This window comes from Pseudomonas sp. rhizo25 (genome assembly GCF_031931935.1).
Classification (GTDB): Bacteria; Pseudomonadota; Gammaproteobacteria; order Pseudomonadales; family Pseudomonadaceae; genus Aquipseudomonas; species Aquipseudomonas synxantha.
Map to the genome: position 1 here is coordinate 202,074 of NZ_JAUJXA010000005.1, position 12,303 is coordinate 214,376.

Genomic DNA, 12,303 nt, shown 5'->3' on the forward strand with positions numbered 1-12,303 from the left:
GGGTAGAAGAAATCCTGTCCTACAACAATCATAGGCGTGGCGTAGAAGAATATTTATCTGTGTTTCATTGCGCCCGGGACCATTTGCGGATAAAAAAACTGCATAAACATAATAAACAGGTGATTTTGTCTCATGCGCAAACTGGACCGTACCGATATCGGCATTCTCAACGCCCTGCAGGAGAATGCACGGATCACCAACGCCGACCTGGCCCGCTCGGTCAACTTGTCGCCGACGCCGTGTTTCAACCGGGTCAAGGCCATGGAAGAACTGGGCCTGATTCGTGAGCAGGTCACGCTGCTGGATGCCGACCTGTTGGGGCTGCACGTGAATGTGTTCATCCATGTGAGCCTGGAAAAGCAGAATGAGCTGGCATTGCAGCAATTCGAAGGGGCGATCTCCGACCGGCCGGAAGTGATGGAGTGCTACCTGATGGCCGGCGACCCGGATTACCTGATCCGCGTGCTGGTGCCGACGATCCAGTCGCTGGAGCGCTTTATGATGGACTTTTTGACCAAGGTGCCGGGGGTGGCGAACATTCGCTCCAGCTTTGCGTTAAAGCAAGTGCGCTACAAAACCGCGCTGCCGCTGCCGGCCAATGGCATCAGCCTCGGTTCCTGATTCAACACAGAACAAAATGTGGGAGGGGCGGTGCGACGATTCGACTTGCCCCCGATAGCAGTGGATCAGCTACACATAAGTTGACTGACACGCCGCTATCGGGAGCAAGCCCCCTCCCACATTTTTTTACCGCATTTCAAAGTTGGTTGAGGGGGATCTTCAGGTAGGTCACGCCATTCTCTTCCGCTGGCGGCATGTTTCCCGCCCGCACATTCACCTGGATTGCCGGCAACAACAGCGTCGGCATGCCCAGCCCGGCATCACGGGTGGTGCGCATCTCTACAAACGTCGCTTCATCCACCCCGTCATGCACGTGGATATTCCCCGCCCGTTGTTCCGCCACCGTCGTCAGGCACTTGGCCTCACGCCCCTCAGGCGGATAGTCATGGCACACGTACAGCTTGGTATCCGAGGGGAACGCCAGCAGCTTGCGCATCGACGCGTACAACTGCCGCGCATCGCCGCCGGGGAAATCGCAGCGGGCGGTGCCGACGTCGGGCATGAACAGCGTGTCGCCCACCAGGATCAAGCGGCCGTCGATCAAGTAGGCCATGTCGGCCGGGGTGTGTCCCGGCACATGCAGGGCTTGGGCTTTCAAACCGCCGATATGAAAGATTTCATCCGGTGCGAACAGGTGATCGAACTGTGAACCGTCGACGCGAAATTCCGGCTCCAGGTTGAACAGGTGCTTGAATACGCCCTGCACCTTGCTGATCGACTCGCCGATCGCGATCTTGCCGCCCAACGTGCGACGAAGGTAGGGCGCGGCGGACAGGTGGTCGGCATGGGCGTGGGTTTCGAGCAACCACTGCACCTGCAAGCCGTGCTCGCGCACAAAGGCAATGACCTTGTCAGCCTGGGCGGTGTCGGTACGCCCGGACGCCGGGTCGTAATTGAGCACCGAGTCGACGATGGCGCAGGGGCCGCCATCCGCTTCATAGACGATATAGGTGTAGGTCGACGATGCGTCATCCAGAAAAGCTTGAATCAACGCTGGCATGGCGGCTGTCCCCGATGAAGAAAAAAGTGGTTACAATCAGTTTATGTTTAAACATAATGTCTTGAGCTTAAGTGACATAAAGGACCCGAAGCAAATGGAATCTACCTTGAGTGAGGGCGAAGTCGCCCAGTTGCGTGCGTCGGCGTCCAAGGCCTGTTGCCTGCTCAAGGCCCTGGCCAACGAAGACCGGCTGTTGATCCTGTGCCAGTTGACCCAGGGCGAGCGTAACGTCGGTGAGCTGGAAGCCTTGACCGGCGTGCGCCAGCCCACCCTGTCCCAACAGTTGGGCATCCTGCGCGATGAAGGGCTGGTCGCAACCCGTCGTGAAGGTAAATACATTTTCTACGGCCTGGCCAGCCACGAAGTGATTCAAGTAATGAAGACCCTGTCCGGCCTGTATTGCGGCGCGGTCATAAAAAGCTGGGCGTGACGCCATCCGGCAGCGACCCTTGTGTGCATTGACTCAAAAAGGCAGTAGACAATGACCGAACAACACTGGGGACCCACCATCAGTGGCGATATCGTCGTTATCGGCGCCGGTTCGGCAGGCATCGGCCTGGTGGCCAGCCTGCTCAAGCGCGACCCGCACCTGAATATCACCCTGATCGAACCCAACGACTACCACTGTTACCAGCCGGCCTGGACCCTGGTGGGCGGTGGCGCCTACGACCTGGCAAAGACCCGCCGCCCGCTGGCCGACGTGTTGCCCAACGGCGTCAGTTGGGTACAGGCCGCCGTCAGCGAGCTGCTGCCCGACGAACAAACCCTGGTGCTCGACAGCGGCCAGCGCGTGACCTGGAACAACCTGATCGTCTGCCCCGGCCTGCGCCTGGCCTGGGAGAAAATCGAGGGCCTGCAGGACACCCTCGGCCGCCACGGCGTGACCTCCAACTACAGCTATGAGCATGCCGCCTACACCTGGCAACTGGTGCAGCAACTCAAGGGCGGCAAGGCGCTGTTCACCCAGCCGGCCATGCCGATCAAATGCGCTGGCGCGCCGCAGAAAGCCATGTATCTGTCGTGCGACCACTGGCTCAAGCAGGGCAATCTCAACAACATCGATGTCGAATTCAACCTGGCCGGCGCCGCGCTGTTCGGCGTGCCGACCTTTGTGCCGCCGTTGATGAAATACGTCGAGAAATACAAGGCGCGCCTGGCGTTCAATTCCAACCTGATGAAAGTCGATGGCCCGGCGCGCAAGGCCTGGTTCGAAGTCAAAGACGCCGAAGGCAAGGTGAACGTCGAAGAGAAAACCTTCGATATGTTGCACGTCGTGCCGCCGCAGCTGGCCCCGGACTTTATCCGCCAGAGCCCGCTGGCCGATGCCGCCGGCTGGTGCGAAGTGAACCCCCACAGTTTGCAACACCTGCGCTACCCGCACATCTTCGGCCTGGGCGATGTGTGCGGCACCAGCAACGCCAAGACCGCGGCGGCGGTGCGCAAGCAGATCGTGGTGGTGGCCGAGAACCTGCTGGCCCTGCGCAAACAGGCGCCGCTGCCGCTCAAGTACGACGGCTATGGCTCCTGCCCGCTGACGGTGGAGAAGGGCAAGGTGGTACTCGCCGAGTTCGGCTACGGCGGCAAGCTGCTGCCGACCTTTCCCCTCGACCCGACCCGGGCGCGCCGCTCTATGTGGTTTCTCAAGGCCACGCTGCTGCCGTGGTTCTACTGGAACGGCATGCTCAAGGGCCGCGAGTGGCTGACCCGCCTGAGCAAGGTGGACTGAATGCTGCTGGCCAGTGTGTTGGGTGTATTGATGGGCCTGGTCATGGGCCTGACCGGCGCCGGTGGCGGCATCCTCGGGGTGCCGGCACTGGTGCTGGGGCTGGGCTTGAGCATGACCCAGGCCGCCCCGGTGTCGCTGCTCGCAGTAGGCGCGGCGGCGGCAGTGGGCGCCATTGATGGCTTGCGCCATGGGCTGGTGCGTTATCGCGCTGCGCTGTTGATCGCATTGCTGGGCGCATTGTTTTCGCCGTTGGGCGTGTTCGTCGCCCACCAATTGTCGGAGCAACTGCTGATGGGTTTGTTCAGTGCCTTGATGGTGCTGGTGGCTTGGCGCATGTTGCGGCGCGAGAAAGTCGAAGCCGGGCCAAGCGACCATGGCTCGGCTTCGTGGGGCCAGAAGAACTGCATGCTCAACCAGCAGACCGGGCGCCTGGCCTGGACGGCCAAATGCACGGCCACCCTGGCCGCATTGGGCGCGGTGACCGGCGCGGTCTCGGGGTTGCTTGGCGTGGGCGGCGGCTTCCTGATCGTGCCGGCGTTCAAGCAACTGACCGACGTGCAGATGCGTGGGATCGTCGCGACTTCGTTGATGGTGGTCAGCCTGCTTTCCCTGATCGGCGTGGTAGGGGCGTTTCATGCCGGGGTTAGCATCGAGCCTGTAGGCTGGGTGTTTATCGGCGCAAGCATCGTCGGCATGCTGGCCGGGCGACGCCTGTGTTCGGTGATCCCTGCACGCAGCTTGCAGGTGGGTTTTGCCAGCCTGTGTGTGGTGGTCGCGGTTGGAATGCTGGCTAACGCATTGCGCTGAACCTCTTCGGGTGGTGCGGCGGCGTGGTGCGTTGATGCCCGTCAACACCTGCTGCGGCGAATGGGTCCATGGTGTCTGCCTGATTAACAGGCCGACGGAGACCCCCCCATGAGCGCCCCGGCAATAACCACGGCATCCTTCAAATTACCCCTGGGCCTGGTGGTCGGCGTGCTGGTGATGGTCGGCGTCCTGCTGTTGCCGCTGCCCGCCGACCTGCCGGTGGCCGGGCATCGCATGCTGGCGATCCTCGCGTTTGCCGTGGTGGTGTGGATCACCGAGGCGGTGTCTTATGAAGCCAGCGCGATCATGATCACCTCGCTCATGGCGTTTCTGCTGGGCACCGCGCCGTCGCTGCAAGATCCCACGCACCTGATCGGCTCCAGCCCGGCCATCAGCATGGCGCTCACCGGCTTCTCCAACCCGGCGCTGGCGTTGGTGGCGGGGGCGTTGTTCATAGCTGCGGCCATGACCCACACGGGCCTGGACCGACGCATCGCCCTGGTGACCCTGACCCGGGTCGGCACCAGTACGCGCGGTATTTTGCTGGGGGCGATTGCGGTGACTATCCTGCTCAGCCTCGTTGTACCCAGCGCCACGGCGCGCAGTGCCTGCGTGGTGCCGATCATGATGGGGGTGGTTGCCGCGTTTGGCGTCGACAAACGCTCGAACATCGCCGCTGGGCTGATGATCGTGGTGGCCCAGGGCACCAGCATCTGGAACGTCGGTATCCAGACCGCCGCTGCACAGAACCTGTTGACCGTGGGCTTTATGGACAAGATGCTCGGCCAGCGCGTGTCGTGGATCGACTGGCTGATCGCCGGCGCGCCGTGGGCAGTGATCATGTCGGCGGTATTGCTGTTGCTGGTGATCAAGTTGCTGCCGCCGGAAACCGACAGCATTCCTGGCGGCAAGGAAGCGGTGGCCCAATCGTTGGTGGACATCGGCCCGATGACCGGACCGCAGAAGCGCCTGTTGGCGGTCTCGGTGCTGCTGTTGCTGGCCTGGGCCACCGAAGGCCGCCTGCACGCGTTTGACACTACTTCGACGACCTATGCAGGTCTGGTCTTTTTGCTGCTGCCGGGCATCGGTGTGATGACTTGGAAGGATGTGCAGTCGCGCATCCCCTGGGGCACTGTGATTGTGTTCGGCGTGGGTATCAGCCTGGGTACCGCACTGCTGACCACCCAGGCTGGGCAATGGCTGGGCTCGCAGGTGGTGACGCATACCGGGTTGGGCCTTGTCGGGCCGTTAGGAGTGTTTGCAATCCTGGCGGCGTTTTTGATCGTGATCCACCTGGGGTTCGCCAGTGCGACGGCGCTGACCTCGGCGTTGCTGCCGATATTGATCGCGGTGTTGCAGACCTTGCCGGCGGAGTTCAATCGGTTGGGGATGACGATGCTGCTGGGGTTTGTGATGAGCTACGGGTTTATCCTGCCGATCAATGCGCCGCAGAATATGGTGTGTTTGGGCACCGGGACGTTTACGGCGCGGCAGTTTGCCAAGGTGGGGATCCTGGTGACGTTGATTGGTTACGGGTTGATGTTGGTGTTTGCGGCCACTTATTGGAGTTGGCTCGGTTGGGTCTGATTTGGAATGCGCATGCTGAATGCGCACAACCGCACGTCTAGTGATTCAAACCGGCAGGCGAAATTGCTTGCGCAAGGCCGTGTCGAAGAACCCGGCAGGGGCAAAGCGGCGCAGCAGGCTGATTTGTCGCGCTGCCTTGCCAGCCGTGTAGCGATGCTGAGGGCGGGCATCGGTCGCGGCTTTCACTACGACTGCCGCCACGACGTCTGGGAGGTCGGCCTTGGGCATTACCTCGCCCAGCAGTGCCCGGAACCCGGACCGAGGCTGATCGTACTCCGTCAACGGCGAGTCCGGCTCGATGCCGTTTTGATCGAAGACGGTTCGCACGAATGCGGGCTCGATGACCGAAACGCGAATAGCGAATGCGCGTACCTCGTGATCAAGAGATTCCGAATAGCCCTCCAGCGCGTGCTTGACCGCCGAATAATGAGCGGAGTAGGGCGCGGGCACTACGCCTAGGATCGATCCGATATTGATGATGCGCCCCTGTCCACCTTGGCGCATCAGCGGCAATACCGCGTTGGTCATGCGAATCACCCCGAACAGATTGACATCGAACAATGCCTTGACCTGCGGGATCGAGAACTCTTCAGCGCCACCGAGCATACCGATGCCGGCATTGTTGACCAACAGATCGATCCGCCCGGTCTGTTCGAGTACGGTGCGCACGAGCGCACTGACAGAGTCGTCGTCTGTCACGTCGCAGGTGAGCATGGATACCTGCGTTGCGCTGGCACCCGCCTTGCGACTTGTGCCGAATACCCTATAGCCGGCACGCACCAGCGCCTGCGCAGCCGCTTGACCAATACCGGACGATGCTCCAGTCACTATCGCGGTTCTTTGCGAAGATGTTTTCATTTGATATTCAGCCTGTTATTGAGTGCTTGCTCATATGATCCTGATGAGCACTTTGCCCTTCGCTCTGCCCCGCTGGCATGCACCTTGATCACGGTTTATTCAATGCCGGTTCATGAGTTTGAGTCAGGTCAGCTTCCAGGCTGTTCAGCCCTGTGCGGAGCTGGTTTCGCCAAGCGCCGGATAGTCGATATAGCCCGCTGCACCGCCGCCATACAGCGTCGTCGGATCGATTGCGGATAAGGGGACATTGTTTTTGAGCCGATCGACCAAATCCGGGTTGCCAATGAACGGGCGTCCAAAGGCGATCAAGTCAGCCTTGTCGTCGTTGAGTCGGGAGGTCGCCAGATCCAGGTCATAGCCGTTGTTGGCGATGTAGGTATTTTTGAAGCGCTGGCGTAGCGCGCCAAAGTCAAAAGGGCAGACGTCGCGCGGCCCGCCGGTGGCCCCTTCAACCACATGCAGGTAAACCAGGCCCAAGGCATCGAGCTGTTCGACGACGTAGTCCAATTGCAGCTGCGGATCACTGCTTGAAACCCCATTGGCTGGTGACACCGGCGAAATACGGATGCCGGTTCGATCAGCACCGATCTCATCCACTACTGCAGCCGTGACTTCGAGCAGCAAGCGCGCACGGTTTTCAACCGAGCCACCGTAGGCATCGGTGCGAATGTTGGCGCCGTCCTTGAGGAACTGATCGAGTAGATAACCGTTAGCGCCGTGGATTTCTACGCCATCGAACCCCGCGGCGATGGCGTTTATCGCCGCTTGGCGAAAGTCATTAACGATCCCCGGCAACTCCTCTATATCAAGCGCCCTGGGGGCCGAGGCATCTTCGAAGCGGTTGTTGACGAAGACTTTTGTCGCGGCTTGCAGGGCGGAAGGCGCCACCGGCGCAGCACCGTTTGCCTGAAGGTCGACGTGGGATACGCGCCCGACATGCCACAGCTGCAAGAAAATGCGCCCGCCTTTGGCATGAACGGCGTCGGTGACTGGGCGCCAGCCTTCAATCTGCGCCTTGGTATAGATACCGGGCGTATCCTGATAGCCCTGACCTTGCTGCGAGATCTGGGTCGCCTCAGAAATCAGCAGGCCTGCCGACGCTCTCTGGCTGTAATAGGTTGCAGCGTACTCACTCGGAACAAAGCCCGCCCCTGCGCGGTTCCGCGTCAGTGGTGCCATTACCACTCTGTTGGAAAGCGTCAGTGGGCCCAGTGTGTAGGGTTCAAACAAAGGATTGGCGTTCATTTCGATTCCATACACGTTGATCGGAGACGGCGATCTGCGCCGAACAGCCACAGAGACATGCGCTGGTGAATTTATGATGTCGATCATAATCAAAGCTGTCAACTGTTTTGATTATGATCGACATCATAGTGTCTTGTCGCACCGAGATCATGGCGGCACTGTCTTCGAGCAAAGAAAGCAGCGTGTGACTGGCTGGATGGGCGCTTACCGATACGTCCGAGATGGCAAGATGAACGCCGCTCAGGTTTACTGTGCCTGAGTAATGGTTTTACCGACTTAACCCGTCGGGTCATCAAGGTCACCGAATGGATAAATACACCCCCCACACCTGGCAGCCCCACGAGCGCCCGAGCCTGCCCGGTTCGCCGTCGACGCCGCTGCACCCCACCCACAAACGCTGGCTGTACGCGATGGTCGGAGTGCTGGTGGCGATCACTGGTGGCCTGGGCAATGCCCTGGTCATCGCCAACCTGCAATACCTGCAAGGCGCCCTGGGCGCGACTACTGCTGAAATGGCCTGGCTGCCGGCCGCCTATGTAATGACCAACGTGTGCATGAACCTGCTGCTGGTGAAGTTTCGCCAGCAGTTCGGCCTGCGCGCGTTTACCGAGGTGTTCCTGGTGCTCTATGCGCTGGTGACCTTCGGGCATTTGTTTGTCAACGACCTCAACTCGGCCATCGCCGTGCGCGCCGCTCACGGCATGGTCGGCGCGGCACTGAGTTCACTGGGCCTGTACTACATGATCCAGGCGTTCCCGGCGAAGTGGCGTCTGAAAGCCCTGGTGCTCGGCTTGGGCACCGCGCAGCTTGCGTTACCGTTGGCGCGGTTGTTTTCCGAAGACTTGCTGCAGATCGCCGAATGGCGCGGGCTATACCTGTTCGAATTGGGCCTGGCCTTGATCTGCCTGGGCTGTGTGTTCCTGCTCAAGCTGCCACCCGGCGACCGCTTCAAGACCTTTGAAAAACTCGATTTTCTCACCTTCGCCATCCTCGCCAGCGGCGTGGCCTTGCTCTGCGCGGTGCTGTCGTTGGGGCGTATCGACTGGTGGCTGGAAGCACCCTGGATCGGCGTGGCCTCGGCCTGTTCCCTGGTGCTGATCATGACGGGGCTAGCCATCGAGCATAACCGCAGCAACCCGATGCTGATGACGCGCTGGCTGGGCAGCGGCGCGATGATTCGCCTGGCCTTGGCGGTGGTGCTGATCCGTATGGTGCTGTCCGAGCAATCCACCGGTGCGGTGGGGTTCATGCAGATGCTCAACATGAGCTACCAGCAGATGCATACCCTGTATGTGGTGATGCTGGCCGGCGCGATCGCCGGGCTGGTGGTCAGCGCATTGACGATCAACCCGGCGCACCTGCTGATGCCCCTGGTGATTTCCCTGGCGCTGATGGCCACAGGCTCGGTCATGGACAGTTTCTCCAGCAACCTGACCCGCCCGCAAAACCTCTACATCAGCCAGTTCCTGCTAGGCTTTGGCGGCACGTTCTTCCTCGGGCCGACCATGGTGCTGGGCACGAAAAACGTGCTGACCAACCCACGCAACCTGGTGAGCTTCTCGGTGATGTTCGGGATTTGCCAGAATCTCGGCGGCCTGATCGGCGCGGCCTTGCTCGGCACCTTCCAGATCGTGCGCGAGAAATATCACTCGAGCATGATCGTCGAGCACCTGACCCTGATCGATCCACGTGTAGCGGCGCGGGTGCAGAGCGGCGGTTCGGCCTATGGCGGGATCGTCGCCGACCCGGAGTTGCGCAACCTCATGGGTATTCGCAGCCTGGCCACGGCGGCCACCCGTGAGGCGAACGTAATGGCCTACAACGATGTCTTCATGCTGATCGCGATTATCGCGATGCTGACCATGCTCTGGATCTTTACCCGCAGCTTGTGGCTGATGAGCACCACCAAGGCAGCAACCCCTCCCGTTCAACCCAGCGGCGCTTCTTCATGACCGAACCGACTTCTACCACCACGACCACCAACGCCATCGCCGCGACCCCGGAAGGCACCACGCCCCCCGGCGCCAAGGTGACTGAGCCGCGTTCCCTGCGGGTGCGTATTGTCTCGTCCCTGGGCTTCGCCGCGATTGCCATCATTGGTGTGTTGATCGTGCTGTATGCCTGGCAGTTGCCACCGTTCAGCAGCGCGGTAGAGACCACTGAGAACGCCCTGGTGCGCGGACAGGTGACGATTATCGGCCCGCAGCTCAGCGGCTATGTGTTTGAAGTGCCGGTGCAGGATTTCCAGTATGTGAAAGCCGGCGACCTGCTGGTGCGGCTGGACGACCGCATCTATAAGCAGCGCCTTGACCAGGCGCTGGCACAATTGGCGGTGCAGAAGGCATCGCTGGCCAATGTGGTTCAGCAACGCAACAGCGCTGAAGCGACCATCAAGCTGCGTCAGGCCGCATTGGTGGACAGCCAGGCCCAGGCGCGCAAGAGCACGGCGGATCTGCGCCGCAATGAAGAGCTGATCAGCGACGGCTCGGTGTCCAAGCGCGAGCTGGACGTGACCCGCGCCGCCAATGCCCAGACCATCGCCGCCGTGGCCCAGGCCCAGGCCAGCCTGGAAATTGCCCGGCAGGACCTGCAGACCGTCATCGTCAACCGCGGCTCCCTGGAAGCGGCGGTGGCGAGTGCCGAGGCGGCGGTGGAACTGGCGCGCATCGATTTGTCCAACACCCGCATCACCGCCCCCCGCGACGGCCAGCTCGGGCAGATCGGCGTGCGCCTGGGCGCCTACGTCAACTCCGGCGCGCAATTGATGGCCTTGGTGCCCAAGCAGCTGTGGGTGATCGCCAATATGAAGGAAACCCAGATGGATAATGTGCAGGTGGGCCAGCCGGTGACCTTCACCGTGGACGCGCTGAACCACCGCAAATTCCATGGCACGGTGCAGCACATCTCACCGGCAACCGGGTCCGAGTTCAGCCTGTTGCAGGCCGACAACGCTACCGGCAACTTCGTCAAGATCGCCCAGCGCGTGCCGGTGAGGATTACCGTAGACCCGGATCAGGCCGAGAGTGAGCGGTTGCGGCCGGGGTTGTCGGTGGTGGTGAGTATCGATACTGCGGGGCGCCTGAAAAATTCACCACCCTGACCTGACACAATGCGGAACAAAATGTGGGAGGGGGCTTGCCCCCTCCCACATTTGCTCACCTCTGTTCTGACGATTGGGTTACAGCACCACGCTCGGCAACCACAACGACAACGCTGGGATGTAGGTGACGGCCATCAGCACCAGAAACAACACCGCATAGAACGGCAGCAGCGCGGTCACGGTTTTCTCGATGCTGACCTTGCCCACCGCCGCGCCGACGAACAACACCGCGCCCACCGGAGGCGTGATCAAGCCGATGCCGAGGTTGACCAGCATGATCATGCCGAAGTGCACCGGGTCGACGCCGATGCCGAGGATCACCGGCATCAGGATCGGCGTGAGGATCAGGATCAGCGGCGCCATGTCCATTACCGTGCCAAGCAACAGCAGCATGACGTTGATGCACATCAGGATCACGTAGCGGTTGTCCGACAGGGTCAGGAACAGCGTGGTGATCTTCGCCGGGATCTGCATCAGGGTCATGATGTAGCCGAAGCTGGCGGCGAAGGCGATGAGGATCATCACGATGGAAATGGTGCGCACCGTGCGGTGCATCAGCTTGGGCAGCTCGCTCCACTTGTAGTCGCGGTAGATGAACATGGTGACGAAGAACGCCCACAGCACCGCGATGGCCGCGGACTCGGTGGCGGTGAAGATGCCCGACAAGATGCCGCCAAGGATGATCACCATGGCCATCAGGCCCCAGAGCGCATCAGCGCAGATTTTCAGCGCCTGCTTGAGCGGGATGACTTCGCCTTTGGGGTAGTTGCGCTTTTTTGCGAAGATCAGGCACAGCACCATCAGGCACGCGCTCATTAAAAGGCCCGGCACCACGCCGGCCATGAACAATGAGGCGATCGACACCGTGCCGCCGGCAGCCAGGGAGTAGAGCACCGAGTTGTGACTGGGCGGCGTCAGCAGCGCCTGTACCGAGCCACTCACGGTTACCGCCGTGGCGAACTCTCGCGGGTAGCCACGGCGTTCCATTTCCGGGATCAGCACCGAACCGACCGAGGCGGTATCGGCCACCGACGAGCCGGAAATCGCGCCGAAAAACGTCGAGGCCATGATGTTGACCAGGGACAGGCCGCCACGCACAAAGCCCACCAGCACCCCGGCAAACGCCACCAGGCGCCGCGACATGCCGCCCTCGGCCATGATTGCGCCGGCCAACACGAAGAACGGAATCGCCATCAGCGAAAACTTGTTCACCCCGCCCGCCACCTGGATCATCAAGGCCTGGAAGGGAATGTCGATCCACCACGCGCCGATCAGCGCCGACAGCCCGAGGGCGTAGGCCACCGGCATGCCAATCAGGATCAAGGCGATAAAGCTGCCCAACAGAATCAATGCGTCCAT

At 61.2% G+C, this 12,303-nt stretch carries 11 protein-coding genes; 7 read left to right on the forward strand and 4 right to left on the reverse strand.

The window, feature by feature from the left end; translation table 11 throughout:
• Positions 1–132: 132 nt before the first annotated feature.
• Complete coding sequence (bkdR, locus tag QZR30_RS13305) at positions 133–621, forward strand: Bkd operon transcriptional regulator BkdR (protein WP_003174877.1); 489 nt, start codon at positions 133–135, stop codon at positions 619–621.
• 136 nt (positions 622–757) lie between these two features.
• Here bkdR and QZR30_RS13310 read toward each other — a convergent pair whose 3' ends face one another.
• A complete protein-coding gene (locus QZR30_RS13310) occupies positions 758–1,621 on the reverse strand; it encodes an MBL fold metallo-hydrolase (protein ID WP_043048745.1) in 864 nt (287 codons plus the stop codon).
• Between the two features lie 94 nt (positions 1,622–1,715).
• On the opposite strand from QZR30_RS13310, the gene QZR30_RS13315 reads away from it, so the two are divergent.
• From QZR30_RS13315 to QZR30_RS13330, 4 genes are all read left to right on the forward strand, one after another.
• Positions 1,716–2,051, forward strand: coding sequence for an ArsR/SmtB family transcription factor (locus tag QZR30_RS13315; protein ID WP_043048744.1), 336 nt, complete (start codon positions 1,716–1,718; stop codon positions 2,049–2,051).
• A gap of 51 nt (positions 2,052–2,102) precedes the next feature.
• On the forward strand, positions 2,103–3,347 hold the full coding sequence (locus QZR30_RS13320; RefSeq protein WP_046068744.1) for an NAD(P)/FAD-dependent oxidoreductase: 1,245 nt from the start codon (positions 2,103–2,105) through the stop codon (positions 3,345–3,347).
• On the forward strand, positions 3,348–4,154 hold the full coding sequence (locus QZR30_RS13325) for a sulfite exporter TauE/SafE family protein (protein WP_056846626.1): 807 nt from the start codon (positions 3,348–3,350) through the stop codon (positions 4,152–4,154). It abuts the gene before it with no gap.
• Between the two features lie 108 nt (positions 4,155–4,262).
• The gene (locus QZR30_RS13330; protein ID WP_046068742.1) at positions 4,263–5,741 is read left to right on the forward strand and encodes a DASS family sodium-coupled anion symporter; all 1,479 of its coding nucleotides are present in this window, start codon (positions 4,263–4,265) and stop codon (positions 5,739–5,741) included.
• 45 nt (positions 5,742–5,786) lie between these two features.
• Here QZR30_RS13330 and QZR30_RS13335 read toward each other — a convergent pair whose 3' ends face one another.
• Together QZR30_RS13335 and QZR30_RS13340 are read right to left on the reverse strand one after the other, a co-directional pair.
• Complete coding sequence (locus QZR30_RS13335; RefSeq protein ID WP_311903408.1) at positions 5,787–6,599, reverse strand: oxidoreductase; 813 nt, start codon at positions 6,597–6,599, stop codon at positions 5,787–5,789.
• A 144-nt stretch (positions 6,600–6,743) separates the two neighbouring features.
• Entirely contained in the window at positions 6,744–7,844 is a 1,101-nt protein-coding gene (locus QZR30_RS13340) for an alkene reductase (RefSeq protein WP_311903409.1), read from the reverse strand.
• A 305-nt stretch (positions 7,845–8,149) separates the two neighbouring features.
• On the opposite strand from QZR30_RS13340, the gene QZR30_RS13345 reads away from it, so the two are divergent.
• Together QZR30_RS13345 and QZR30_RS13350 are read left to right on the forward strand one after the other, a co-directional pair.
• Complete coding sequence (locus QZR30_RS13345; RefSeq protein WP_046068739.1) at positions 8,150–9,796, forward strand: MFS transporter; 1,647 nt, start codon at positions 8,150–8,152, stop codon at positions 9,794–9,796.
• Complete coding sequence (locus QZR30_RS13350) at positions 9,793–10,944, forward strand: HlyD family secretion protein (protein WP_274354919.1); 1,152 nt, start codon at positions 9,793–9,795, stop codon at positions 10,942–10,944. The genes QZR30_RS13345 and QZR30_RS13350 overlap by 4 nt, the downstream gene beginning before the upstream one ends.
• Before the next feature lie 78 nt (positions 10,945–11,022).
• Here QZR30_RS13350 and QZR30_RS13355 read toward each other — a convergent pair whose 3' ends face one another.
• Positions 11,023–12,303, reverse strand: coding sequence for a TRAP transporter large permease (locus QZR30_RS13355; protein WP_046068738.1), 1,281 nt, complete (start codon positions 12,301–12,303; stop codon positions 11,023–11,025).